This window comes from Pseudomonas sp. S04, assembly GCF_009834545.1.
In the GTDB taxonomy this organism is placed as follows: domain Bacteria; phylum Pseudomonadota; class Gammaproteobacteria; order Pseudomonadales; family Pseudomonadaceae; genus Aquipseudomonas.
The window spans coordinates 4,588,563-4,613,500 of record NZ_CP019427.1 but is presented as its reverse complement, the minus strand read 5'-3'; the positions used below and the strand labels follow the sequence as shown (position 1 = coordinate 4,613,500).

Genomic DNA, 24,938 nt, shown 5'->3' with positions numbered 1-24,938 from the left:
GCATGTTTCACCGGTTTTTAGATTTATTTGAAAAATACTTCAATTAAATCAACACTTTATAAAAACCTGTGGCATAATGTGTCCCGCAACGAAGGTAAAGGGTGATTAGCTCAGCTGGGAGAGCGTCTGCCTTACAAGCAGAATGTCGGCGGTTCGATCCCGTCATCACCCACCATTTACTTTCAACGCTTAGCGCAGCGGTAGTTCAGTCGGTTAGAATACCGGCCTGTCACGCCGGGGGTCGCGGGTTCGAGTCCCGTCCGCTGCGCCATATTCGGTAACCTGGACCACTGAACGCCAGGTCACCACAGAAAGCCCGCCTAGTGCGGGCTTTTTGCTGTCTGGGATTTGGCAAACTTCCCTTCGCCCCTCCTCGCAACACCTTGGCCGTCCGCGCCCAACCTCTTTGTCGCCAGCCATTCGGACTGCGCCTGATACATGTCAACGACCACACCGGCCAATTCCTATAGAAAGTACCTGGGACCTGCACATCGCGGTTGCCGTTTGCTGAACCTATAAAAACGAAGTGGTGCCTGGCCAGCGGGAAAACCCGACGCCGGCGCCATAAGGGGTGTTTTCAATGGATCTGAATTTGCCGCGATTGGCCGTGTTGGTTTCGTCGTTATTGTTTGTGCACCACCTCAACGCCAGTGAGCCGCCGTCGGCAGCGGCCACAGAGGCTGACCCGTTGATCGCCCAAGGCAAGTACGTGGCCCAGCTCGGCGACTGTATTGCCTGCCACACCGCCAAGGACGGTGCGGTGATGGCCGGCGGCCTGGAACTGACAACGCCCATGGGCACCCTGTATTCCAGCAACATCACCCCCGATCCAGAAACGGGCATTGGCCGCTACACCTTCGAACAGTTTGACCGTGCCATGCGCCAGGGCGTGACGCCAGCGGGCGACAACCTGTACCCGGCGATGCCGTACCCGTCCTACGCCAAGATGAGCGAAACAGATATGCGGGCCCTGTATGCCTACCTGCTGCAGGGGGTCAGCCCGGTCAAGCAGGCCAATCTGCAGGCAGACATGAGCTGGCCGTTCAACCAGCGCTGGGGGCTGTGGTTCTGGAACAAGGTGTTCGTCGATGACGCTCCCTTCGCTGCGGACCCGGCCAAGGACCCACAGGTGAACCGTGGCGCCTACCTGGTGCAGGGCTTGGGTCACTGCGGCGCTTGCCATACCCCACGGGGTATCGCCTTCCAGGAAAAGGCCATGAGTGATGCCGGTGCCAGTGGCAAGCATTACCTGGCCGGGGAGACCGTCGAGCATTGGCGCGCACTCAGCTTGCGCAACCTGTGGACGGTGGAAGACACCGTGCAGTTGCTCAAGACCGGGCAGAACCGATTTGCCACGGTGTCCGGCAACATGGCGGAGGTGATCCATCACAGCACCCAGCATTTTACCGATGATGACCTGACCGCCATTGCGACCTACCTCAAGTCGCTGCCGGCCGGCCCGGATGACCTGCCGCCACCGTCCTTGCCACTGGCCCCGGCGGCGGCTCCGGCGACGCTGTTCAGCAGCCGTGGTGGCCTGGGCTACACGCAGTTCTGTGCCGACTGCCACCGTGCGGATGGCGGTGGTGTACCGGCGATGTTCCCGCCGCTGGCGGGCAACCCGAGCGTGGCCTCGGCCGATCCGACTTCGTTGCTGCACATCACCCTGACGGGCTGGAAAACCGCCGAGACCCAGACCCACCCACGGGTCTACACCATGCCCGGATTCGCCCGGCTGGCCGATGACGAGATCGCCGAAATCCTCAGCTTCGTGCGCACCAGTTGGGGCAATAGCGGCTCAGTGATCAGCGCTGCCCAGGTCAAACAGCTGCGTGGCCAGCTCAAGCCGGTGGACGGGCCTGTCACCTTCGAAACCCCACGCCTGGCCGATATGCTAGTGGCGCCCAATGCGCCACAGGTAGTGCGGGGCATGCGCCTGCACCTGCAGACCAAGGCCCTGTTGCCGGACAACGTCGGTAACGCCTTGAACTGCACCAGTTGCCACCTGAATGCGGGCACTGTTGCCGATGGTTCGCCGTTTGTCGGGGTCTCGGCGTTCTTCCCGGGCTATGCACCGCGTGTGGGACGGGAAATCACCCTCGCCGAGCGCATCAATGGTTGCTTCCGCCGTTCGATGGACGGCAAGCCGCTGCCCGTCGAGTCGGCGGACATGCAGGCGATGATTGCCTACTTCGACTGGATGAAGCGCAACACCCAGCCCGGGGATAAAGTGGCCGGGCGCGGCGTCGGCAAGATCGATCCGGCGATCAAGCCTGACCGCGTCAACGGTGAGCGGGTCTACGCCAAGCAATGCGCGGTGTGCCATGGCACTGAGGGCGAAGGCTTGAAGAGCGCCAAGGGCGAGTGGGTATTCCCGCCGCTGTGGGGCGAGGAGTCGTTCAACATTGGCGCCGGCATGGCGCGCACCTATACCGCGGCGGCGTTCGTCAAACGCAACATGCCGATTGGCTTTCACGAGCAGTTCCCATTGGGGCAGGGCGGGCTTTCTGATCAGGAGGCGGTAGACGTCGCCGAGTACTTCTCCCATCAACCGCGGCCGGACTTCCCGGACAAGCACAAGGACTGGCCAAAAGGTGGCAAACCACAGGATGCCCGGTACTGAGCCTTGATCGCCGCACGCCCGTCGTCTGACGGGCGTGCGGCCTGGCCTTACTGTTCGGCGTTGCGCGCGTGCCGGTAGTCGCTGACCGCTTCGTACACGGCTTTGCGCAATCGATTGATCCCACCGATGGGGCGATGCGCCTCCAGCCCGAACCAGGGATTGAACGACTGATTGTCACATTGCAGGTTCAGCGCCGGGGTGTCGAAGTCCTGGGCGGGAATCCGGATGCGCGCCACGGTTTCGAACGGCGCGTCGCTTTCCTGCCATTCAATGCTGGTGTCTTCGATGGGCATGTATGCGCCCGGGTCCTGACGTTGGATCTGCAGGACAAAGCAGGCCGCGACCCGGTCCGTCGACAGCTGCTGGTTCAACGCACTGCGCAGGAAGTTCGGCAAGGCCTGGTTCTGCGCCGGCAGGGTGTAGCTCGGGCAACTGCCTGGGTCTGGAGCCACGCGAAACTTTGCGTTGGCGTTGCCAAACTTGTAGGGCGAGACGGAAAAATAGGTGCTCTGGGTGGGGCTCGTCGGTGCCGGCGCCAGCGTCGCCAAGGCGATGAACAGATGGCGCACCTGCCAGCTGCGCGGGTCCCAGCCGGGAAAGAATGCGAGGACCTTTTTGCCGTCGGCCTGGGCCGCGACGTTCTGCCGGTACTCGGCAACGTCACTGACGAAAAAGTTCGGGTGGTTGAACATGACGAAGTCCTGTTCGCCACGGCCTTGACGGTCCTTGAGTAACTGCGTGCCGGGTACGTCGAGTAATTTCAGGGCCATGCCCCGGGCATCGCGCATGCTGTCGAACTGCGGGTAGGCATTGCCGTTGGATAGACGCAGGGTCGCTTGCCAGGTCTTGCCGGCTTCGCTGAATACGCCCTGGCGCAGTTCCGGGGCCAGGTCGGTCAATACCTGGACCTCGGCCTGCAAGCAGCCGTGCGCCTTGGCGTGGGCGTCACGCAGGTAACGGGTGTTGTCGCGATGCTGGTCGACGATGCGCACGGCAGTCTGGATCACCTCCTGGGTCATCGCGGCTTCGCCGGCCGGTATCTGCTCCTGGGCGGACACCGGCCCGCTGTGCTGCCAGGCCCACCAGGCGCTGGCCAGGGCCCAGCCGAGCAGGCCGAGTCCGAGTAACCACAGCAGGCATTTACCCAACAACGCCGCGAGGCGCAGCCATAGGCTCATCAACATGTAAAACTCCTTCCTGACTGTCTGCGGCTCATGGCAATTGCGCCTCCAATGGGCCGCCCAGCACCTTCAGGTACTCCAGCAGTGCCCAGCGTTCTTGAGGTAGCAACAGGCGCCCGATGACCCCGTTACCCCGTTCGCCGGCGCGAAACTCGTGGCCGCTGTTGTGGTTGCCGGTAACGCGCGTATCGAACACAAACCCGTTGTCGAAGGCTTCGGTGCGATAGCCCAGGTGTTTGGGGTCGTACTCGAAGGTGCCTTTATAGAAGGTGCTCGCGCGTTCACTTTGCGGTGACAGCAACTGGTAGAGGCTCGGCACCGAGCCGTTATGCAGGAAGGGCGCCGTGGCCCAGACGCCTGCCAGCGGCCGGGCCTTGTAGGCCACGCGTTCGCGCACGCCGATCGGCAGGGCAAAACCATCCATGTCCGGCCGCTCCTCAGGGGTGACGTTGGCCTCGCGGTAGGCGCGGCTCTCGACGAAGGCGGTGACGTAGGCCAGGCCCTTGGCGACTGACAACTGGCTCAGGTCCAGCGGCTCGGTGGGCGTGGGTTGCAGCTTGACGTCGAGGTCGGCCAATTCCGCCGGGTCCCATTGCAGTGGGGTGACGTCGAAGCGGTGCTGCGCGATGTTGTTGGCGCTGGCGGGGTCCGTGCCGATCACTGCCACCGGCAGCATTTTCAACTGCTGCTCGGGGCGGCCGTTGGCCTGGATCACCTTGGGCACGTGGCAACCGGCGCAGTTCTCGGCAAACAGCGCGCGGCCCTGGGCAGCCAGGGGCTTGTCGACGGTGCCCAGCAGCGCTTCGGGCCAGGCGGGCGGCTTGAGGCGCTTGAGGGTTTCTTCGATCAGGTGCAGGTCACGTACGCGCACGCTGGAGGGGTAGCGCGCATCGCCCTTGAGCGGTTGGCCGTTGGCGTCGAAGAAACTCAGGGTGGCGCCCACCCCCAGCGCTTCGCCGACGTTGCGCGCCATGGGCTGCTGCGCCGAGCCGTTCCACTGTACCCAGTCGAAGGTCCAGATATCCCACAGTTGTGGGTAGTCCACTGGGGCGTTGGCGACCCGATAATTGTCCGGGGAAATGGCGTCGCCAAAGGTGGCATTGGCGATACGGCCGAAGGCGTCGGTGCGCCCGGGGCCTTCCTCGGTGGGGTAGAGACCGCGATGGGTGTCGTTCCAGGCCACGCGCAGGAAGGTGTCCAGCGAAGCCTTGAAGTCCTTGCGCAGTTGTCCGTGCTCGGCGTCGTAATCCTGTCCCAGCACATTGCGGGCGAAACGTTCGAATTTCCACGGGTTGTAATAGGTCGAGGCAAGGCTGGCCACCAGTGCCTGGCCGAAGCTGCCGCCGCGTAACGTGGGGACGCTGGAGGGCAGCACGTGCTGCGCCGTACCGCCATCGATGCGCAGGGCCTGGCCCTGGTAGCGCAGCTCGCCGGTGTGGCAGGCGGCGCAGGTAATATCCAGATACTCTTCTTTGCTGCCAGGATTCTGGTGCCTGGCGAAGCCCACCGGCAGATTGCCCGGATTACTGGAGGTGGCCGTTTGCGTCGGGTCCACCAAAAAGCCGAAGCGCGCCAGGTACTGCGGCGCGGCAAAGCGTTGCTCGGAAAACGGCAGCTCAAGGGCCTTGAACCAGTCGTACCGCAAGCCCTTTACCTGGGTGCCCTGGGGGGTGAAGTAATAGGTCTGGCGATCGGCCGCGCTCCACTGGTCGAGGTAGTTCACCTGGGTCACAGGCGTATAAACCGGCAGTTTGGGGTTGGCCACGTAATACAGCACAACGGCCAACGCGACCCCCAACAGGGTCAGAATCAGCAGTAAAAAACGGAGCAGCAGGCGCACGATAAACATCCTTGTAGATTGATCGGGGTGTTATGCCTGAGCTGAAGTTTGGCAGCAAGAGGCCATTACGCCATAGGCTGTGGGAACAGGCTGCGTCTGCCCTCGGCTGAAGCTGACAGAAACTTCACCCTATTCCTGGGTAAAACGCGTTAAAAGACCTGAACTTATCGGAGCTTTCCTGCTCTCATGCCGGTAGCCATTGGTCGTGGCGGCCTGATAAGCTCGCGGCTTTATTCGATTGCCCTTTAGGCGCATGAACAAGGAAATAGCATGAAACAGCATCGGTTGGCGGCGGCGGTGGCCCTGGTTAGCCTGGTACTTGCGGGTTGTGACTCGCAGACCAGCGTAGAGCTGAAAACCCCGGCGCAAAAAGCTTCCTACGGTATCGGCCTGAACATGGGCAAGAGCCTGGCTCAGGAAGGCATGGATGACCTGGACTCCAAAGCCGTAGCCCAAGGCATCGAAGATGCTGTCGGCAAGAAAGAACAGAAGCTCAAGGATGAAGAGTTGGTCGAAGCCTTCGCTGCGCTGCAAAAGCGCGCTGAAGAGCGTATGGCCAAGATGAGCGAAGAGTCGGCCGCAGCCGGCAAGAAATTCCTCGAAGACAACGCCAAGAAAGCCGGTGTGACCACCACGGCTTCCGGTCTGCAGTACGAAGTCGTGAAGAAGGCCGACGGCGCTCAGCCTAAGCCTACCGACGTAGTGACTGTGCACTACACTGGCACCCTGACCAACGGCACTGTGTTTGACAGCTCGGTCGAGCGTGGCAGCCCAATCGATCTGCCGGTCAGCGGCGTGATCCCGGGTTGGGTCGAAGGCCTGCAACTGATGCACGTAGGCGAGAAGTACAAGCTGTACATTCCTAGCGAACTGGCCTACGGCGCTCAAAGCCCTAGCCCGGCAATCCCGGCCAACTCGGTGCTGGTGTTCGACCTGGAACTGCTGGCGATCAAAGATCCAGCCAAGCAAGACGACGCCAAGTAAGCTGCGTCGGATTGAAAAACAACGCCCCGTTTATCCGGGGCGTTGTTGTATCTGGCGGTCGGTGGGGGAAAATCCAGTAGAACCGACACCGGTTGTAGCAGTCATAGCATTGAAGGCGCCGCCGTTAGCCGCACCAGGCCGCCAAGTCAATGAAATGTTGGGGTTTTTTTATGTGAGTAAAAAACGCCCGATCTGACTCGAGCCCTTGTAAGACGGGGCTTTGAGGCCTGAAAGGCGGCTCTGTTCACAAGGTTATCCACAATTTGTGTGGATAACATTTCAGTGGAGGCATGATGAAAACACCCTGGAATTTCGCTCGGTTCCTGCCCCTGGCCGGTCGCTTGATCAGTCGTGGCCGTTTGCCGACTCTGCTCTTCGCAGTGGCCAGCAAGGGCGCCACTCAGGGTTTCCGGCTGGGCAAGCTCAAGGACGACCTGCGCTTGCTGCAGGCGTTGTGCCTGGCGTACTGGCGAGGCGAGTACCGGGCCATCAGTCCCAAGGCCCTGGTATCGGTGGTGGCCGGCCTGATGTACTTCCTCAGTCCCTTGGATGCCGTTCCAGATTTCATCCCGATGTTCGGCATGCTCGACGATATCGCCGTACTGGCATGGCTGATGAAAACCCTGGATGACGAGTTGACTGCCTTTCGCCTCTGGCGCAACCGCCAGCACCCGGAAAAACTGGTGAACGTCGAGTGCCTGCCCGATTCGCCGGAGCAGTTGTTGCTTCAACACCCGAAAAAAACCTGAATCGAATCAGATCTATCCAGAGATTGATACGCCCCAGCGACCTTAGCGACTGTTAGGATTACACTTCAATGGAAAAGTGCCGACTCGCTAAGTGTTGTTGTCCTACGGGGTAGTCATGGATATTCAGATAATCACACGTGATGGTGAACCCGAGTACGCGGTGTTGCCATGGGCGCAGTATCAAGCATTATTAAAAGCGGCAGGCGTCAAGGAGCAACCACCGCGTGCAGCCACAGTCCCGCACGCGGCCACCTCGAACCCGGTTCTTCCGGGCCTCGATCAACTGCGTCATCTACGCGAAGAACAGGGCATTGCCATTGATGCGTTGGCCCGCACCGTAGGCATCAGCCCTTCCTACCTGGCCTTGATCGAAAGTGGCGAGCGCCAGCCCGACGCCGCGATTCGTCGCAGCCTGGCCTGGGAGTTGAAGGTGCAGGGTTGGAGGGATGAATCGTGAGCGTACGGATCAGTCGTCAACATTGGGACGGTTTGCTCGGTGAACTGGATCAGGCGCGCCGCCAGCGCCACCTGCTGACCTATCGTGCGCTGCTGGAGCGGTTGCAGTTGCCGAGCCCGGCGATGCAAACCCTGACGGCCGCCCTCGAGCACCTGGCGGCGTTGGACGCTCGGGCTGAGCAGCCGCTGCGCAGCTCGCTGGTGATCAGCCAGGGCGCGAGCCGGTTGCCGCGCACGGGGTTCTTCGAGTGTGTGGAGCGCCTGGGACGCTTCTCCGGGCCGTCAGACGGCGTAGCTGCAGCGTCCTGGCATGCTTCGGAAGTGGTTCGGGTGTTTGAGTACGAATACCCTGAATCTGCGGAGGCCTGAGTGTTGCTACGACTCAAGGCACATGTCAGCTACTGGCTGGCTCGCCGGTTGTTTCACTGGTCCTGGTTTGTCCGTCAGCCGCGGGGCTGGGCCTGGCTGGAAGGGCAGTTTGCGCGCATGGCCAATTTGGGTGATGTGGGGGCCCAGAGCTTCTATGGTCACATCCTGACGTTTCGCGGGGTCGGTCTTGGGGCTCGCGAGGAGGGCGTGCGCTTGTTGCGCCTGGCGGCGTTGGCGGGCGATGGCAAGGCGGCCTATCAGGTGGGTGTGATCAGTTTGGCTGGGACACCAAGCAAGGCGCCGGATGCGGTGGAGGCGGCTCGCTGGTGGGGGCTGGCGGAAAAGGCCGGGCATCCGTTGGCTGCAATCAAGTTGCGGGAGTTGGCTGCGCGGGCTGGTTGATCTGGGTGTAGATCCGCTCCTGCGGTTATGGCGGCTTAGGGTTGGGTCCCCTTGTGGGAGCGGGCTCGCCCGCGATGGCGATCTCCGACAAACCACAAATCTGGCGAATACCCCCAATCCCCTGCAGCAGCTGCCGAGCCCCCCAGGGTCTGTATACGACCTGATCAGACAAGAAACTAACGACCAGAAAAAACCGGGCAAGCCCGGTCTTTTCTGGTCAGCGTGTTGCTTGGGTGGCCATTACTTCCTGTTGCTGGCGACCGCGGTGTTGAGTTTCAGGTAGTCCAGCAGGATCCGCCCGGTTTCGCTGAGGTAGGCGTCGTCTTCCGGCTTGGTCTTGTCTGGCTCGGCCGCGATGGCGTCCTCGTCTTCTTTTTTCAGTTCCTTGAGCGGCTCTTCGCCTTTGGCTTTGCGGCGAATGTTTTCCATCGCCAGCTGTTGGGCTTCGATATCGGCATGTTGTGCGCGGCGTTCGGCTTCGTTGAGGCTGACGGTTTTTTCCGCCATCAGCTTCTGGGCCAGGGCCAGTTTGTCGCGGATGAAGACAAACTCGGCATCCTTGGCGGTGCGCTCGTCATGCTCGGACTTGAGCTGGGCGAGGAAGGGTTTGAACGGGTCGACGGCCGGTTTGATCGCCGGGCGGATGGTGTCCCACGGCATGGCTTCCGGCAGTGCGCTTTCGCCGATTTCCTTGGTGTCGATGATCGACGGGTAATCGATGTCCGGCAGTACGCCCTGGTGTTGGGTGCTCTGCCCGGAAACCCGGTAGAACTTGGCCAGGGTCAGTTTCAGTTCGCCATGATTAAGCGGCTGAATGGTCTGTACCGTGCCCTTGCCGAAGGTCTGGCCGCCGATGATCAGTGCGCGGTGGTAGTCCTGCATGGCGCCGGCAAAAATCTCCGAAGCCGAGGCTGACAGGCGATTGACCAGCAAGGCCATCGGGCCTTTGTAGAACGCCCCCGGGTTTTCGTCTTCGAGTACATCGACCCGGCCATCGGCGTTGCGCACCAGGACAGTCGGGCCCTTGTCGATGAACAGGCTGGTCAGTTCGGTGGCTTCCTGCAGGGAGCCACCGCCGTTGTTGCGCAGGTCGATGACCACGCCGTCGACTTTTTCCTTTTGCAGTTCGGTCAGCAGTTTCTTGACGTCGCGGGTGGTGCTCTTGTAGTCCGGATCACCGGCACGGAACGCCTTGAAGTCGAGGTAGAAGGCCGGGATCTCGATTACGCCGAGTTTGTAGTCCTTGCCATCCTGCTTGAGGTTGAGCACGGATTTTTTCACCGCCTGGTCTTCAAGCTTCACCGCTTCGCGGGTGATCGGCACGATCTTGCTGGTCTGGTCGTTGGGCGCATTGCTGGCCGGAATCACTTCCAGGCGGACCACGGTGCCTTTCGGCCCACGGATCAGCTTGACCACTTCGTCCAGGCGCCAGCCGACCACATCGACCATTTCCTTGTTGCCCTGGGCGACACCGATGATCTTGTCCGCCGGCGCGACCAGTTTGGTCTTGTCGGCTGGACCTGCAGGCACCAGGCGCACGACCTTGACCTGGTCGTTGTCGCTCTGCAACACGGCGCCGATGCCCTCGAGGGACAGGCTCATGTTGATGTCGAAGTTTTCCGCGTTATCCGGTGACAGATAGTTAGTATGCGGATCGTAGGACATGGCGAAGGTGTTGATGTACGCCTGGAAGATGTCCTCGGCGCGGGTCTGGTCCAGGCGTGACAACTGGTTCTTGTAGCGCTTGGTCAGGGTTTCCTGGATCTGCTTGGAGTCCTTGCCGGCAATTTTCATGCGCAGCACTTCGTCCTTGACGCGTTTGCGCCACAGGTCGTCGAGCTCGGCATTGGATTTGAGCCACGGGGCGTCCTTGCGATCGATCAGCAAGGTTTCCTTGGCGTTGAAGTCGATCTTGTCCACGCCTTTGTTGAGTTCTGCCAGGGCGAACTGCAGACGCGATTTGACCCGGTCCAGGTAGCGCTTGTAGATGGTGAACCCGGGGTTCAGGTCGCCACTCTTGAGGAAGTCGTCAAACTGGGTTTTCCATTTGTCGAATTCGCCAATGTCGCTGGCCATGAAGTAGCTGCGCGATGGATCCAGCAGCTTGAGGTAGCTGTCGTAGATGATCACCGAGCGCGCATCATCGAGGGGCGGCTTGCTGTAGTGGTGGCGCTTGAGCAGCTCGACGACGTTCAGGCTGGCGATCACCTCGTCACGGTCGGGCTGAAGCTTGTCCCAGCTATTGGCTGCGAATGTATCGGGCGCGAGCGATAAGCTGCCCAGGCCGATGAGGAGAGCGAGTGCGGTGCTGGGGAACAAATGCTTCATGCCGATTCGACGCGGGGACAATTGATAACGCATATTAGGCCGTCTTTGAAGTCGCCGGTTCCACAAGGACCGGTCGCATAATGCAAAAAGCCCGGCGCTATAGCATCGGGCTCAGTCCAGACTCACTATGGAGGCACTGTGAAGGCATTGCAAGGCGTTGAGGGACATGTGGAGTGGGTTGAAGAGCCGGCTCCGGTCTGTGATGTGGGGCAAGTTCGCATCCGTGTTGCGGCCGCGGGGTTGAACCGGGCCGATCTGCTGCAGCGAGCGGGGCTCTATCCTGCGCCTGCGGGTGCCAGCCAGGTGCTGGGGCTGGAGTGCTCGGGGGTCATCAGCGAGGTGGGCCCGGGCTCGACCTGGCAGATCGGTGACCGGGTGTGCGCGCTGCTGGCCGGGGGCGGGATGGCCGAGGAGGTGGTGGTCGATGGTCGCCACGTCCTGCCGGTACCTGAGGGCTTGTCGTTGGTCGAAGCGGCGGCGCTTCCTGAGGTGTACAGCACTGCCTGGCTGAATCTGTTTCAACTGGCTGCGCTCAAGCCCGGGGAAAAAGTCTTGCTGCATGCCGGCGCCAGTGGCGTAGGGTCGGCGGCCATCCAGCTGTGCAAGGCGTTTGGCAACCCGTGCTGGGTCAGTGTCGGCTCGGCCGATCGGTTGGCCTATTGCGAAGCGCTGGGTGCCCAGGGCGGGGTGGTGCGCACCGATGGTCTGGAGGGGTTGAGCGATCTGGGACCGTTCGATGTGATCCTCGACCCGGTCGGCGCCAACTACGCGGCGTTGAACCTGAAGGTGTTGGCTCGGGACGGACGCTGGGTGTTGATTGGCCTGATGGGCGGCCGTGATGCCAAGCTCGACCTGGCGCAAGTGCTGGCCAAGCGGATCCAGCTGTTGGGTTCGACCCTGCGCAGCCGCGACGAGCAGTTCAAGGCCGATCTGTTCAGCGATCTCAGCCAGCACGTCTGGCCATTGTTCGCCGAAGGCCGCTTGAGCCCGCAACTGGCCAAGACCTTCCCGATCAAGGATGCCGAGGCGGCGTTTGCCGAACTGGCGACCAATCAGGTGTCGGGCAAGCTGGTGTTGGTGATTGACGAGAGCCTGACCTGACGACATTGCACTGAAACGGTGGGAGCGAGCAGGCCGCTCCCACACAGGTATTCGATTACTTCCAGTGGTGAATCGGCCACCCGGCCTGTTGTGCATGCTCGCGCAGCACTGGGTCCGGGTTGACCACGTGGGGGAAGTCGACCTTGAGCAGCAAGGGCAGGTCGTTGCGGGAGTCGGAATAGAAACTCGCGCCCTCGAGATTTTCTTCTTCGGCGTCCAGCCATTCCAACAGGCGGGTGATTTTGCCTTCGCGGTAGGTCAGGGTGCCGACGGTATGGCCGCTGTAGAAACCGTTGACCAGCTCCAGTTCGATACCCAGCACCTCATCGATGCCCAGGCGCTCGGCGATGGGCTTGACCAGGTGGGTGCCCGAGGCGGAAATCACCAGGATCCGGTCGCCGGCCTTGCGGTGGGCGGCGATGGTCTTGGTGGCATCGCTGAAAATGATCGGCTCGATAAAGTCTTCGACCCAGGGCCCTACAAGGTGCTCGACCTCTTGCGGGGTACGGCCGATCAAGGGTTCCAGGCTGAAGGCCATGAACTCTTCCATGGCCAGCTTGCCGTGGCTGTAGGCGTCCATCAGTTCGTTGTTGCGGCGCATGAACGACTCGCCGTCGACCCAGCCCAGGCGGGCCATCTGCTCACTCCAGAGGGTGGCGCAGTCACCGTGGATCAGGGTTTCGTCCAGATCAAAAATTGCCAGGGCCATCAGTGCTCTCTCTTCAGCTCATTCGTTGACATCATCAGGCGACCTCACACAGGGCGCTCGGATCAATGGACAGTGCCAGGCGTTGACCGTCGGCATGCAAGTCAGCCGCCGAACGGTTCAGTACATCCACCACCAACTCCACGCCGCGTGACTCGACCCGATAGCGAATCACGTTGCCCAGCAGACTGTGGCTGCGGATCAGGGTATCGGGTTCGCCCGTGCGGCTCAGCACGATGGCCTCCGGGCGAATCGCGATGCGGCTGTTGATGGGACGTTGCAGCAGTTTACTGGCACTGGCGGCATCAAGCAGGTTGTAGTTGCCGATGAATCCGGCGGCAAACACATCCACTGGCGCAGTGTAGAGGGTCTCTGCGTCGCCACTTTGTACGATTTTCCCCTGGTTCATGAGGAATATTCGATCAGACATGGTCAGGGCCTCCTCCTGATCGTGAGTGACGAAAATAGTCGTCAGCCCCAGCTCACGCTGGATCTGGCGGATCTGTTCGCGCAGGTGCTTGCGAATCCGCGCATCCAGTGCCGACAGCGGCTCATCGAGCAGCAGCAGGCGTGGACGGGTGACCAGGGAGCGGGCCAGGGCCACGCGCTGGCATTGGCCGCCGGACAACTGGTGCGGATAACGCGCGGCAAAGTCAGTCAGCTCCACCAGTTGCAGTACTTCCTGTACGCGCTTGTGGCTGTCGTCGGCATTGACCTTTTGCATGCGCAAGCCGAAGGCGACGTTCTGTTCCACGGTCATGTTGGGGAACAGCGCATAGCTCTGGAACACCATGCCGATCCCACGTTTTTGTGGACTCAGGGGCACCAGGTCCTGGCCCTCGAGCAGGATCTTGCCGCCATCCACCGCGGTCAGCCCGGCAATGCAGCGCAGCAGGGTGGACTTGCCGCAACCCGAAGGGCCGAGCAGGGTGACGAACTCGCCCTTGTGGATTTCGCAGTTGATGTCGCTGAACACCGTGGTGCCGGAGTAGTTTTTTTGCAGGTGTTGGACGCTGACATAGCTCATTGGCTTTTGTCCTTGTTCAAGATATTGGCAGCCCAGGTCAGAACCAGCACAAAGAGGAAGTAGGAGATCACCAGCGCGCTGGTGAAGTGGCCACTGCTGTTACGCATGTTGTTGAGGTACACCTGCAGGGTTTCGTAGCGGGTGCCGACCAGGATGTTGGCGAATACAAACTCGCCAAACAGGAACGAGAACGACAGCAGCAACGCCACCATCAGGCCCTTGCGCAGGTTCGGCAGCACCACCAGGAACGCCGCCTGGAAGGTGCTGGCACCGAGCAACTGGGCGGCGTCCATCAGGTCGCGCAGGTTGATTGCCTGCAGGTTGTTGGTGATTGCCCGGTACATGAACGGCAGCGCCACGGTGAAGTAGCAGCCCACCAGGATCCAGGGCGTACCGACCATGGCGAACGGTCCGGAACCGTAGAGCTGCAACAGGCCCACCGAGGACACCACCGGCGGCACCGCGAACGGCAGCAGGATCAGGATGTTCATCAGCGCATCGAGTTTCGGGAAGTGGTAGTGCACCACGAACAGCAGCGGCAGGATCAGCACCACCGACAGGATCAGCGCCCCGACGCAGACCAGCAGCGACTGGCCGAAGGCGTTGAGAAAACGCGGGTCGCTCCACAGTTGCAGGTACCACTTGAAGGTGAAGCCCGAGGGCAGGATGGTCGCCGACCAACTGCTGGAAATCGAGTAGATCAGAGTGCCAACCAGCGGCAGTAACAAGATGGCAAACAGCAGGTAGACCACCACGCGGTGATAAAGGGCCGCAGAGCCGGGTTCAGCGCGAGACATGGTAGCTCCTCTTCAACAGTAACTGATGGACCACGGTCACCACGGTCATCAAGGCCACCAGCACCACGGCCAGGGCACTGGCCAGATTCGGGTCCAGGGAAATGTCACCTGAAACCATCGCCGCGATGCGGATCGGCAACACGTTGAAGTTGCCGGTGGTCAGGGCGTACACCGTGGCGTAGGCGCCCAGGGCATTGGCCAGCAGGATCACGAAAGTGCCGAGCAGGGCTGGAGTCAGCACTGGCAGGCCGATGTGGCGCCAGTACTGCCAGCCGTTGGCCCCCAGCAACTCGGCGGATTCGCGCCAGTCTTCGCGCAGGGCGTCGAACGCCGGGTACAACAGCAGTACGCCCAGGGGAATCTGGAAGTAGGTATAGAGGATGATCAGCCCGGTTTTTGAGTACAGGTTGAAGTCCTCGATGATCCCGGCCTGCTTGAGCATGATGGTGATGCTGCCGTTGAAGCCCAGCAGGATGATGAAGGCGAAGGCCAGGGGCACGCCGGAAAAGTTGCTGGTCATGTTGGCGAAAGCGTTGACGAAGTTGCGCAACCTGGAGTCGACCCGACGCAGCGAGTAGGCGCCGAGGATGGCGATGACAATGCCGAACAGGCTGGAGTAGAAACTGATTTCCAGACTGTGCTGGATCGCTTGCAGGTAGAACCTGGAGCTGAAGATCTTGTTGAAGTTGGCCAGGCCCCAGCCGAACTCTTCCGATTGCAGGCTGTTGATCAGCACCCAGCACAGCGGGGCGATCTGGAACACGAAAAAGAAGATCGCAAAGGGCACCAGGCACAACGCTGCCAGCCATTTGCCGCGTGTGATGGCGTTCACTTGAGCAACTCCCGGCATACAGGTTTGTCGTGGGGTATGCCGAGCAACTGGCACACCGTGCCGCACAGTTCGAGCTGCCTGGGGGCGGCATCGGGGTCGAGGCTGAAGGCATCGCCAATCACAAACAGCGGGACTTCCCGTTCCTCGGCCAGCAGGCCATTGTGGGAGCGGTCGTTGTTCATGCCGTGGTCGGCGGTCACCAGCACCTGGTAACCGGCGTCGAGCCAGCCTTGCAGGTAGTCGGCCAGGATGATGTCGGCCGAGCGGGCACTGTTGCGGTACTGCGGGGTGTCGAGGCCGTGCTTGTGCCCGGCGTCGTCGATGTTCATCGGGTGCACCAGCAGAAAGTGCGGGGCATGTTGCAGGCGCAGGTGCTCGGCGTCGGCGAACAGGTGCGAATCCGGGTAATGGTCGGACCAATAGAAGTGGCCGTACTGGATCGGCAGTTCGGGCTCGGCGGTGTGGCGATCCCGGGCCGCGACGAAAGGGCAGCGGTTGTACAGCTCGCTGACCCAGTGATAGGCCGCGGCGGCGGTGGTCAGGCCGGCGTCACGGGCATAGTGATAAATGCTGCGCTGGTTGGACAGGCGCGCGACGTTGTTGTGGACGATGCCGCTGTCGATGGGCGTGACCCCGGTCAGGATCGTTTCGTAGAGCGGGCGCGATAGCGCAGGAAGCTCGCAGGTGAGTTTGTACAGGGCAGCTTTTTGCGCCTGTACATAGGCCTGCAAATGCCCCATGGCATGCCGCGCGACTTCGTAGTTGAGACCGTCGAGAACGACAAGGATGACGTTGTGACTCATGGCACTGAAACTCCGTACATCGGTAACTCGAAACATCGTAATTCGTTGTAGGGGCGAGCTTGCTCGCGAGAACGGCCTGACACCCGAGAGGGTCTTTTGAATGTCAGGCCGCCATCGCGAGCAGGCTCGCTCCTACGGGGGTTATTTCATTTCGACGATGACTTCTTCGTTCCACTTCTGTGGCAAGGCCTTGGAGGTTTTTTCCCAGGCGTCGGCATCCTTGATCGGGGTCACGCCTTTGTACTGCTCGTTCGGCAGCAGCTTGGCCTGGATCTCGGCGGGCAGGGTCAGGTGTTCGGCGCGGATTGGCCGGGCGTTGCCTTTGGCCAGGTTGATCTGGCCCGCATCGCTGAAGATGTACTCACGGGTCAGCTTGGCGGCGTTGGGGTTCTTCGCGTATTTGTTGATGATCGTGGTGTAGCCGGAAATCACCGAGCCATCGGACGGGATCAGCACGGTGTAGTCATCCGGGTTGGCCATCTTGGCCTTGTAGCTCAAGCCGTTGAAGTCCCAGACCACGCCAACCTCGACCTCGCCTTTCTCCATGGTGGCAATGGTCGGGTTGGCCATCGACAGGCGACCCTGCTTGGCGATTTCGGCAAACAACAGCAGTGCTGGTTGCAGGTTCTTCTCGTCACCGCCGTTGGCCAGGGCCGCTGCCAGTACACCGTTGGCAGCCTGGGCGGCGGTGCTCACGTCACCGATGGAAACCTTGTATTTGCCGGTCTTGAGGTCGGCCCACTTGGTCGGTGCAGGGGAGCCGTGCAGCAGCTTCTTGTTGACGATAAAGGCGATGGTGCCGGTGTAGGCCAGGGCCCAGTTGCCATCTTTATCCTTGGCCCAGGCCGGTACCTGGTCCCAGGTCGAAGGCTTGTAGGGTTGCACCACGCCTTGCTTGACCGCGATCGGGCCGAAGGCCGCTCCGACGTCGCCGATGTCGGCGCTGGCGTTGTCCTTTTCCGCGGCGAACTTGGCGATTTCCTGCGCCGAGCTCATGTCGGTATCGATGTGCTTGAGGCCGTAGGTCTTGGCCAGGTCTTCCCAGGTGCCTTTCCAGTTGGCCCAGTCATCGGGCATGCCGACACTGTTGACCGCGCCTTCCGCTCGCGCAGCGGCTTCCAGGGTTTTCAGATCGGTATCAGCAGCCATGGCGGCGGTGCACATGGCAATGGTCGAGCCTAACAGGGATGCCAGGAAAAGCTGTTTCATCGAAAGCTCCTTTGGGCGTATTCAACGCTGCGTTTTTATCGAACGTTTGCGGTTGGGTTGGTCTAGGTCAGCAATACCTGAGCCAATTTAGGTGGGCTGGATGACACTTTGATGTCGGCGGCCCCAGCCCAAGGCTTTTTTTCGCTCGCTAGGGGTGACAACGAGATAAGCGTAGACCATCGGGAGGAGGCCGGTTTACCGGGACTTGGCCGCACAATTGCAGTGCTTAGATGCTGCCGTTGGGCGGCTTTGTCATCGATCAGTCATATGTTGTGCCTAGGCTTGCACTAGCTTAGAGGAGGCGTTTTTTGGCGCACTCCGGCCCCGAAACAGTGCTGGTCTAGTCCAGAAAGGTAACCTTGATGCGTGAAGAGGCAACCCGCGCGGTGACAGCCATTGGCCAAGTCCTGCAAGAGCAGATTGACCACGGTCTGCTGGCGCCTGCCAGCAAGCTGCCGGCCGAGCGCAAGCTCAGTGAGCTGTTCGGCACCACACGCATTACCGTGCGTGAAGCGCTGTTGCAACTGGAGGCCCAAGGCCAGATTTATCGGGAGGAGCGCCGTGGCTGGTTCGTCTCTCCACCCCGGCTGGCTTACAACCTGATGCAGCGCAGTCACTTTCACGCCATGGTCAGTGCCCAGGGGCGGGAGCCGTCGACCGAGGTTATCTCGGCGCGTCTGCAGCCGGCGTCGGCAGCCGTGTGTGCCTGGCTGCAGCTGCCGGCGCTGTCGAGTGTGATCCAGATCTGCCGCGCTCGGCGTATTGATGGGCGACTGGTGCTGTATGTGGAGCACTACCTGAACCCGCAGTATTTCCCGGGGATTCTGCAGCTGGATCTGAATCAGTCGATTACCGAGTTGTATGCCCGGCATTACGATTTGCACTATGGGCGGGTGCGCTTCGAGATCGTGCCGACCTCATTGCCGGTGGATGCGGCGGCGGCCTTGCGGGTGTCGTTGGGCAGCCCGGGGTTGCGCATCGCCCGGGTCAACTACGATCAGCATCAGCGGCTGATCGATTGTGACCTGGAGTTCTGGCGGCATGATGCGATTCATGTCGGGGTGGATGTGGTCTAGCTGCCGCCACACTGTTGAATGTTCCGTTCTCATTGCGGTATCGGTATCTACATAACTGTGGTGCGACGTTGCATTTGTGGGCCGACCAGGAGGGCCGACCAGGATGTTGGATCAGGCCGAGTACATATCCATTTCTTCGGTAACTGCCTCCTATGGTTCCGCCTGACGGCGGCTCACTTTTGAACAGCGCAAAAGTAAGCAAAACGCTTTTGCCCCACCACTTGGTGCCTCGCTTAGGCTCGGCATGCCCGTACTCCGACATTGATTTGGGGGGCCGCCGCAATGGGCCATCCCTGGCCCAGTGCGGCTAAACCGGCGTCCTGCCGGTTTACCCCCCAAATCAATATCGGACTCCGGCCAGCGTGGTTAACGGGGCGCCCAGGATCGGCGTTTTTCAAGGTAGTTGTCGTGTCGCCCGTCTTGCTAGGCGACCTTCACGACAACTGTCAGCTCCCTTTCGGGGTTGAGATACACCGTCCCGATTGGGTTCCAGTTGCGTGTCTCACCTGACCATCTTTCAGGCCTTTTTTCTCTCGCTTGCCCATAGATTGCCGCCCTCCGGGCCAAGATTTCCCGGTCATTTCCCTCGTGGCGCTGGGCGGGTGTCACGAAGCGGATTCGGCTATGACGATGCTCGGTGTTGTACCAGGCCATAAAATTCCTCACCCAGATACGCGCGTCATCCAGGCTGCTAAATCCATCCTGCGGCCACTGCGGGCAGTACTTCAGCGTTCTAAACAGCGACTCCGAGTAAGGATTGTCGTTGCTTACCCGAGGTCTTCCTCTCGATGGCGTGATACCCAGGTCGTACATCTTGGTCAGTAACGTCACCGATTTCATCGGTGCGCCATTGTCCGAGTGAAGCACCAGCGGCTGACGCCAGCACTTCTCTCGAGTGACACTTCGTTGCAGTAGGACGGCTGCTTTTTCACCGCTTTCTGCCTCGTAAACTTCCCAGCCCACGGCCTTTCGGCTGTAGATATCCTCGATCAAATAGAGGTAGTAAAACTTCCCACGAACCGGCGACGGCAGGTACGTAATATCCCAAGACCACACCTGATTGGCGGCTGTCGCCGCGTAAGTGGTGGGTGCTTCATGGCGATGCGGGCGTTTGGCGCGGGAACGATGATGCTGCTGATCTGCCGCATGCAGCACTCGGTAAAAGGTTGCCTCCGATGCCATGTAACGTCCCTCGTCAGCGAGCCGTGGCACGATCTGGCTCGGTGGCAGATGTGCGTAGGCCTTGCTGTTGCACAAGACCAGGATAGCTTGGCGCTCAAGATCACTCAGGGCGTTACTCGGCACTGGCCTCACCGTCGTGGTGCGCCCATCTGCCAACATTGCTTCGGGCAGGCTCCAGCGCTGTAGCGTGCGTAGCGAAATACCGACTTCTAGACACGCAGGCGCCCTGCGGGCGCCCGCCGTGATGGCTTCGTTGAGCCAGTCGACGAGAAGATGCCGTTCTGGCAACAAGGTCAATTGACCTCGTCGTCGCTCCCCCAGTAGGCATTGAGCTTTTTTCGCAGCACCAGCAATGCGACTGTTTCAGCCAGTGCTGCATCCTTTCGGCGCAGCTCGCGCTCCAGTTCCCGAATCCGCTTTTTATCCTCCTTGGTCTCCCCAGCGATTCCTTTTTTCAGCGCTGAATGATTAGTACTGTTGGCAATGAAAGCTTTGCGCCAGCCATCAATTTGCTCAGGGAAAATACCGTTGCGACGGCAATACTCACTCAGCTCCAGCTCCGACAAAGCTGATGATTCGATGACTGCCATGAGCTTGGATTCGGCAGACCAATTTTCAGGCGACTGCTTGTTTTCGGACAACTGGGAACCTCTGGCAGCAGCTTGCTTACGCCAATAATGAAGAGACATGTCGCTACAACCTTCACGGCGCGCGACCTCCGACGCTGAAAGGCTCAGGGGCGGAAGCATCATTTTCAACAACGCAGCTTTGCGTTCTTCTGAATAGAAAGGCATGACCTTACTCTTGCCGCCCCCGGAATACTTTTAAAAAGCGGAGGACACGACAACTACCCTGACACCGGGGGGGATCAAAAACAAAGCGAGGCGGCCTAAAAGCCGACCTGATCGCTAGGGCATGCGCGGTGTAGCTTCTACTTCCCAAGACGCTGACGAAGTCAGCAATCTTTTGATCTGGCTCTGGCTCTGGCTCTGGCTCTGGCTCTGGCTCTGGCTCTGGCTCTGGCTTTTGCTTTGGCTCTGGCTCTGGCTTTTGATCCTGGGCGCCCCGTTAACCACGCTGGCCGAACGCAGGCTTGAAGCCGTGGGTAACCCGGCAGGACGCCGGGTTAGCCGCCCCGCGCCATGGATGGCGCGTGGCGGCGGCCCACGGATTCAAGCCTGCGTGAGGGCACACCGAGCCTAAGCGAGGTGCCGAGTGGTGGGGCAAGAGCCTTTTGCTTACTTTTGGGCTCCTCCAAAAGTGAGCCGCTGTAAAAGCGGAACCATAGGAGGCCGTTACCGCAGAAATGGATATGTACTCGGCCGAATCCAACACCTCCGGTAGGCCCACAGGCCGCCACAAAGCTGTGTAGATACCTACGCCCGCGATAGCGGCATGTCAGGCACCATCAATCCTTCTCGGTCCCCCCTCCCGGGGTAATCACCTGGACGCTCATGCGTGGCGTCGCCAGGTCCAGGCCGGCCTCGTCCATATGGCGCTTGAGCGACAGGTTGAACGCCCGTGACACTTCCCACTGCTTGATCGGCGCGGTCTTGAACCGGGCGCGCAGGATCGCACTACCAGACTCGAAACTCTCGACGCCCTGGATCTCCAGCGGCGACCAGATGTTACGGCGTTGCAGCGGATCGTTACGGATCTTCTGGCCGACGTCGCGCATCAGTTTGATCGCTTCGTCGATTTCCATGTTGTAGGGCACCGCCACGCGGAAGATGGCGTAGCCGAACTCGCGCGAGTAGTTCTTGATGCTTTTGATTTCGCTGAACGGGATGGTGTGGACGATGCCGTCGATGTCCCGCAGGCGTACGGTGCGGATGGTCAGGCCTTCGACAGTGCCCAGGTGGCCGCCGACGTCGACGTAGTCGTCGATGGCCAGGGAGTCCTCGATGATGATGAACAGCCCGGTGATCAGGTCGGCCACCAGCGACTGCGCACCAAAACCAATGGCCAGGCCGATGACACCGGCACCGGCCAGCAGCGGGGTGACGTTCATGCCCATGTTGGCCAGGGCGACGATCAGCGCGATGATAAAAATCGCCACGAACAGCACGTTGCGAATCAGCGGCATCATGGTCTGCGCACGGGCATTGGCCAGGCCTTTGCGCGAGCGGGTGAGGGCGTGGTGCACGGCGGTGTCGCTGAGGATCCAGATCAACCAGGCGAAAATCAGGGTGCCGGCCAGGCTGAACAATTTGACGCTGACGTCATGGCCTTCGCCTTCGGTGAAGCGGATCAACGACATGCCCCAGACCCGCAGGCCCAGTTCGATGAACACCAGCCAGATCGCCAGGTGCACCAGGGTGTAGCAGAAGCTCTTGAGGCGTTCGGAGTACAGCGCGTGGCGCTTGGCCCCGCGTTGCGGTTTGAGGGAATGCCGGCGAACCAGGCCGTTGATGACCATGCACACCACCAGCAGCACGGTGCAGATCAGCGCCTGGCGCAGGGCGGTGCTGGTGTCGCCTGCCGAGACGAAGGTGGCAAACAGCGAGATACCCACCAGTACCAGGGCTGGCAGGTACCAGAAGGTACCGAGGATCTCGATCGTGTCGCTGAGGGCGCGGCGGGTCAGGCGTCGCGACAGCGGCTGGTTGCGGATCAGGTGCGCGATGGGACGGCGGAAACGCAGGATGAACAGGCCGGTAGACAGGGCGGCCAGTACATTGGCGACGGTGGCGGTGGCGTGGGCCAGGTGAATCCCCAGGCTGGCCACCAGCCTTGGGTCGTTCAAGGCTTCGCCGAATGCGGCAAAGCTGCCGATCAGCCACAGCGGGCGGAAGGCCTGGTGCCGCAGGATGTACAACGCGCGGTGGCGGTGCGGACCATCGAGCAGGGAAAAGGCAATCACGCAGACTGCCGAGAAGCAGGTCCCCACGACCAGTGCATAGGCCAGCACCATCGCCAGGTACTTGCCCAGGGAGGGCGGCAGGGCGTAGCTCATGTAGACGGTGATCACCAGGGCGATCAGCCAGGGCCCGAGCTTGCGCAGGGCGAAGCGCACCAGGTCCCAGGTCCGGGGATGTTGTGGCAGCTCTTCGGTCAGGCCGAAGCGCATGCGCAAGCGGTGGCTGAGCCAGATCAGGGCCGCGGCGAGCAGGCTCCAGAGCATCAGCACCACGGCAAAGCCAAAGATGATCGGTAGCCATTCGCTGGCCGGCAGCATCAGGCTGCTGAATTCTTCCTTGGCCTGGTCAAATTCGGCGCTCCAGCGGGTGATCGGGCTGTCGGAGCCGGTGAGTTGTTTTTCCAGGCTCGACAGGGTGCCGCCGATCAGGCCCAGCACGCCTTCTTCCGCGGGTGGCTGGGCCTTTTTCGTGGCGTCGCGCAGTTTTTTCAGGTCGGCCAGCAGCTTGGCCCGTTGCTGGTCGTTTTCCAGCGACTTGATCACTTCGTCCAGCGATTGCCCCAAGGGCTCGCTCGCTTGCGGCTGGGTTTTGCTGGAGCTGCCGAGCAGGCTCGGCAAGCCGACCGCCTGGGCCGACGCCATGGGCAGCAACAGCAGCAGGCAAATGAACAACGTGGACGGCAGGGCGAACAGGCGAGCAAACACTAGGCGGTCAACCTCAACAGGTGCAGGTTGACCGAGTGTACGAGTGGGGCAAAGCCAATGCGAGCGTGGCGGGTGCTTTTATTCGTTGAGCTTGGCGAGGATCTTGATGACCACGGTGGCGAGAATCACCAGCATGCCGATCCACATCGAGAACACGCCGGCGTTCTTGTCGCGAAAGTTGAAGCCGATGGCCAGCAGGATCATCCCCGACAGGATCGGAATGAGCATGGAGTTGAACAAAGACATCGAGATCATGGCGACAGCCTTAGAAAGGTACAGGTTTAAGTTTAGGTGGCTTTTGCGTCAACGGGCGTGATGAATGTCAACGCCAGGGCAATTCGCGGCGAGGGCACCAGCACCCTCGCCGTGACGGGTCATGGCAATTCGCGGCAGGCGTAGAACGCGCTCAGCACTTTGACCAGGTGCACCAGGTCGTGGCTGCCGCACAGTTCGCGGATCGAGTGCATGGCGAACGTCGGCAGGCCGATGTCCACGGTTCGCACGCCCAGGTGGCTGGCGGTGATCGGGCCGATGGTCGAGCCGCAACCCATGTCACTGCGCACCACGAAGCTCTGCACGGGTACTTCTTCGGCCATGCACAGGTGGCGGAAGAAACCGGCGGTTTCACTGTTGGTGGCGTAGCGCTGGTTGCTGTTGACCTTGATCACCGGGCCGGCATTGAGTTTCGGGCCATGGTTGGCGTCGTGCTTGTCGGCGTAGTTGGGGTGCACGCCGTGGGCATTGTCGGCCGAGATCAACAGGGATTTCTGGATGGTGCGCACGAACTCCTCACCTTCGGGCAGCAGGCGGCGCAGGGTCTGCTCCAGCATCGGGCCGTCGGCACCGCAGGCCGAGCAGGAGCCGACTTCTTCGTGGTCGTTGGCGACAAACACGCAGGTCTCGTCGGTCTCGGCGCTCAGCAGCGCTTGCAGGCCGGCGTAGCACGACAGCAGGTTGTCCAGGCGCGCACCGGCAATGAAATCGCCGTGCAGGCCAATCACCGCGGCGCTTTGGGTGTCGTAGAAGCTCAACTCGTAGTCCAGCACCACGTCGGCATTCAGGCCGTGTTCCAGGGCCAATTGGTTGGTGAGCACGGCGCGGAAATCGACGCGCTCGTCACCGGCAAATTGCGCGAGGATCGGCGGCAGTTCGGTCTGCGCGTTGATCGCCCAGCCCAGGTTGGCCTCACGGTTGAGGTGGATGGCCAGGTTGGGAATGGTGGCGATCGGCGCCTTGAAGTCGATCAACTGGCTTTCGACCTTGCCGTCGCGGCGGAAGGTCACGCGTCCGGCCAGCGACAGGTCGCGATCGAACCAGGGGGCAAGCAGCGCGCCGCCATAGACTTCGACGCCCAGTTGCCAGAACCCCTGGCGTTGCAGTTCAGGTTGCGGCTTGACCCGCAGGCACGGGCTGTCGGTATGGGCGCCGACCATGCGAATGCCGTCGTACAGCGGCGAGTTGCGGCCCAGCTTGATGGCCACGATCGAGGAGTCGTTACGGGTTACGTAGTAACGACCGTTGGCTTCGGTAGTCCAGGACTCGCGCTCGTCAAGGCGCTGATAGCCCGCCGCTTCCAGGCGCTGGACCAGGCTGGCAGTGGCATGAAAGGGGGTAGGGGAGGCCTTGAGGAAGTCGATCAGGCCTTGGTTCAACTCTTCGCGCATAAGTAGCTCCAGACAGCAGTGCCGCGAGTTTAACGTATTGGCCA

Annotated in this window: 21 protein-coding genes and 2 tRNA genes; 10 read left to right on the top strand and 13 right to left on the bottom strand. The window is 61.0% G+C overall.

The genetic code is table 11. The features are described 5' to 3' along the window. Positions 1-99 precede the first annotated feature (99 nt). The 3 genes from PspS04_RS20405 to PspS04_RS20395 all read left to right on the top strand — a co-directional run bounded on the left by PspS04_RS20405 (position 100) and on the right by PspS04_RS20395 (position 2,623). A tRNA-Val gene (locus PspS04_RS20405) sits at positions 100-175 on the top strand. 19 nt (positions 176-194) lie between these two features. After that, positions 195-271, top strand: a tRNA-Asp gene (locus PspS04_RS20400). A 309-nt stretch (positions 272-580) separates the two neighbouring features. Beyond that, on the top strand, positions 581-2,623 hold the full coding sequence (locus PspS04_RS20395; RefSeq protein ID WP_159997448.1) for a c-type cytochrome: 2,043 nt from the start codon (positions 581-583) through the stop codon (positions 2,621-2,623). 47 nt (positions 2,624-2,670) lie between these two features. Here the strand turns inward: PspS04_RS20395 and PspS04_RS20390 are convergent, their stop codons facing one another. Both PspS04_RS20390 and PspS04_RS20385 read right to left on the bottom strand, forming a co-directional pair. Continuing rightward, positions 2,671-3,807, bottom strand: coding sequence for a catalase family protein (locus tag PspS04_RS20390; RefSeq protein WP_159997446.1), 1,137 nt, complete (start codon positions 3,805-3,807; stop codon positions 2,671-2,673). Between the two features lie 28 nt (positions 3,808-3,835). After that, a complete protein-coding gene (locus PspS04_RS20385; RefSeq protein WP_159997444.1) occupies positions 3,836-5,644 on the bottom strand; it encodes a c-type cytochrome in 1,809 nt (602 codons plus the stop codon). Between the two features lie 270 nt (positions 5,645-5,914). On the opposite strand from PspS04_RS20385, the gene PspS04_RS20380 reads away from it, so the two are divergent. The 5 genes from PspS04_RS20380 (at position 5,915) to PspS04_RS20360 (ending at position 8,604) form a co-directional block, all read left to right on the top strand. After that, positions 5,915-6,628: an FKBP-type peptidyl-prolyl cis-trans isomerase gene (locus tag PspS04_RS20380; RefSeq protein ID WP_095170311.1), complete on the top strand. Its 714-nt coding sequence runs from the start codon at positions 5,915-5,917 to the stop codon at positions 6,626-6,628. A gap of 293 nt (positions 6,629-6,921) precedes the next feature. Next, a complete protein-coding gene (locus PspS04_RS20375) occupies positions 6,922-7,377 on the top strand; it encodes a YkvA family protein (RefSeq protein WP_159997442.1) in 456 nt (151 codons plus the stop codon). A 115-nt stretch (positions 7,378-7,492) separates the two neighbouring features. After that, positions 7,493-7,834 carry a helix-turn-helix domain-containing protein gene (locus PspS04_RS20370; protein WP_159997440.1) on the top strand — a complete coding sequence of 114 codons (342 nt, stop codon included), beginning with the start codon at positions 7,493-7,495 and terminating at the stop codon, positions 7,832-7,834. Further along, positions 7,831-8,202 (top strand): hypothetical protein, encoded by a 372-nt coding sequence (locus PspS04_RS20365; RefSeq protein ID WP_003179080.1) that lies wholly within the window; start codon positions 7,831-7,833, stop codon positions 8,200-8,202. Before PspS04_RS20370 ends, PspS04_RS20365 begins: the two co-directional genes overlap by 4 nt. Beyond that, on the top strand, positions 8,203-8,604 hold the full coding sequence (locus PspS04_RS20360) for a sel1 repeat family protein (RefSeq protein ID WP_159997438.1): 402 nt from the start codon (positions 8,203-8,205) through the stop codon (positions 8,602-8,604). Positions 8,605-8,844: 240 nt separating this feature from the next. Here the strand turns inward: PspS04_RS20360 and PspS04_RS20355 are convergent, their stop codons facing one another. Beyond that, on the bottom strand, positions 8,845-10,932 hold the full coding sequence (locus PspS04_RS20355; protein WP_174244629.1) for a carboxy terminal-processing peptidase: 2,088 nt from the start codon (positions 10,930-10,932) through the stop codon (positions 8,845-8,847). 138 nt (positions 10,933-11,070) lie between these two features. On the opposite strand from PspS04_RS20355, the gene PspS04_RS20350 reads away from it, so the two are divergent. Next, entirely contained in the window at positions 11,071-12,033 is a 963-nt protein-coding gene (locus PspS04_RS20350; RefSeq protein ID WP_095170307.1) for a zinc-binding dehydrogenase, read from the top strand. 55 nt (positions 12,034-12,088) lie between these two features. Here PspS04_RS20350 and PspS04_RS20345 read toward each other — a convergent pair whose 3' ends face one another. From PspS04_RS20345 to PspS04_RS20320, 6 genes are all read right to left on the bottom strand, one after another. Continuing rightward, positions 12,089-12,742: an HAD family hydrolase gene (locus PspS04_RS20345; protein WP_159997434.1), complete on the bottom strand. Its 654-nt coding sequence runs from the start codon at positions 12,740-12,742 to the stop codon at positions 12,089-12,091. Between the two features lie 34 nt (positions 12,743-12,776). Continuing rightward, positions 12,777-13,766 (bottom strand): ABC transporter ATP-binding protein, encoded by a 990-nt coding sequence (locus PspS04_RS20340; protein ID WP_159997432.1) that lies wholly within the window; start codon positions 13,764-13,766, stop codon positions 12,777-12,779. Continuing rightward, the gene (locus PspS04_RS20335; protein WP_159997430.1) at positions 13,763-14,563 is read right to left on the bottom strand and encodes an ABC transporter permease; all 801 of its coding nucleotides are present in this window, start codon (positions 14,561-14,563) and stop codon (positions 13,763-13,765) included. The genes PspS04_RS20340 and PspS04_RS20335 overlap by 4 nt, the downstream gene beginning before the upstream one ends. Beyond that, positions 14,550-15,413 (bottom strand): ABC transporter permease, encoded by an 864-nt coding sequence (locus PspS04_RS20330; protein WP_174244591.1) that lies wholly within the window; start codon positions 15,411-15,413, stop codon positions 14,550-14,552. Before PspS04_RS20330 ends, PspS04_RS20335 begins: the two co-directional genes overlap by 14 nt. Beyond that, positions 15,392-16,198 (bottom strand): alkaline phosphatase family protein, encoded by an 807-nt coding sequence (locus PspS04_RS20325; protein ID WP_159997428.1) that lies wholly within the window; start codon positions 16,196-16,198, stop codon positions 15,392-15,394. Before PspS04_RS20325 ends, PspS04_RS20330 begins: the two co-directional genes overlap by 22 nt. Positions 16,199-16,339: 141 nt before the next feature. Continuing rightward, positions 16,340-17,407, bottom strand: a complete 1,068-nt coding sequence (locus tag PspS04_RS20320) for an ABC transporter substrate-binding protein (protein WP_159997426.1) — start codon at positions 17,405-17,407, stop codon at positions 16,340-16,342. Positions 17,408-17,769: 362 nt separating this feature from the next. On the opposite strand from PspS04_RS20320, the gene phnR reads away from it, so the two are divergent. Then, the gene (phnR, locus tag PspS04_RS20315) at positions 17,770-18,483 is read left to right on the top strand and encodes a phosphonate utilization transcriptional regulator PhnR (protein WP_095170300.1); all 714 of its coding nucleotides are present in this window, start codon (positions 17,770-17,772) and stop codon (positions 18,481-18,483) included. A 423-nt stretch (positions 18,484-18,906) separates the two neighbouring features. Here phnR and PspS04_RS20310 read toward each other — a convergent pair. The 4 genes from PspS04_RS20310 to PspS04_RS20295 all read right to left on the bottom strand — a co-directional run bounded on the left by PspS04_RS20310 (position 18,907) and on the right by PspS04_RS20295 (position 24,894). Then, positions 18,907-20,459 (bottom strand): IS3 family transposase gene (locus PspS04_RS20310; RefSeq protein ID WP_194240661.1). Its coding sequence is split into 2 segments (ribosomal slippage): positions 18,907-19,997 and positions 19,997-20,459, totalling 1,554 coding nucleotides; the frame shifts between segments, so codons are not numbered across the junction. A gap of 614 nt (positions 20,460-21,073) precedes the next feature. Beyond that, positions 21,074-23,230 carry a mechanosensitive ion channel family protein gene (locus PspS04_RS20300; protein ID WP_159997424.1) on the bottom strand — a complete coding sequence of 719 codons (2,157 nt, stop codon included), beginning with the start codon at positions 23,228-23,230 and terminating at the stop codon, positions 21,074-21,076. A gap of 78 nt (positions 23,231-23,308) precedes the next feature. Then, complete coding sequence (locus PspS04_RS27535; RefSeq protein ID WP_174244590.1) at positions 23,309-23,485, bottom strand: hypothetical protein; 177 nt, start codon at positions 23,483-23,485, stop codon at positions 23,309-23,311. 119 nt (positions 23,486-23,604) lie between these two features. Beyond that, positions 23,605-24,894, bottom strand: coding sequence for a M18 family aminopeptidase (locus tag PspS04_RS20295; RefSeq protein WP_095167916.1), 1,290 nt, complete (start codon positions 24,892-24,894; stop codon positions 23,605-23,607). Positions 24,895-24,938: the final 44 nt, after the last annotated feature.